We start from the raw sequence: 574 nt of genomic DNA on the forward strand, positions 1-574 counted from the left end.
GTTTTAAGAAAGGCTTGTCATGAAAGTTTCCAATATTTCCGCTGTATTGCTGTCTGCTTTGTTTTCCGTTGCCGTTTCTGCCGCGCCTTTGGGGGAGGTTTCTTCCGAAAACGGTAAGATTTTCAGCGGCGAAAATTACATGGTCGTTAAGAAAGACATGAAGAAAGGGGAGCAGATTAAGCCGCACGATCATCCGGGTTTTAAAACGCTGATTTTTGCCGTTGGAAAAGGAAGCTTTGACGTGACGTTGAATCAGACTGAAAAACATACTGTCGGCGCAGGCTCGGTGTTGAGGTTTGGCAGCGATGCAGTGATTGAGGCAATTGCAACCGAAGATGCGGATGTGGCAATTACTTTGATTAAGTAAACCGATAGATGATAAAAGGCCGTCTGAAAAATGATGTTTCAGACGGCCTTGTTTATTCATTCAACTATTGCCATTAAGCGCAAATCAAATAGATGAAGCCGGAGCCGAAGATATCTGCCAAGGCGTGAATCAGGAAAAACGGCAACAGGTTTTTGACTTTGTATTTGTAGAAGAAGTAGTACATCAAGCCGAAAACAACGCCGATAA

Annotated in this window: 1 protein-coding gene; it reads left to right on the forward strand. The window is 43.6% G+C overall.

Translation table 11 applies throughout. The features are described 5' to 3' along the window. Nucleotides 1-19 precede the first annotated feature (19 nt). A complete protein-coding gene (locus tag ACTHUR_RS16465) occupies nt 20-367 on the forward strand; it encodes a hypothetical protein (protein WP_070461357.1) in 348 nt (115 codons plus the stop codon). Nucleotides 368-574: the final 207 nt, after the last annotated feature.

Source organism: Neisseria sp. P0021.S007 (assembly GCF_051956855.1).

Coding starts and splice junctions, on each gene's coding strand:
- ACTHUR_RS16465 (WP_070461357.1), top strand. CDS start 20: ATGAAAGTTTCCAATATTTCCGCTGTATTGCTGTCTGCTTTGTTTTCC.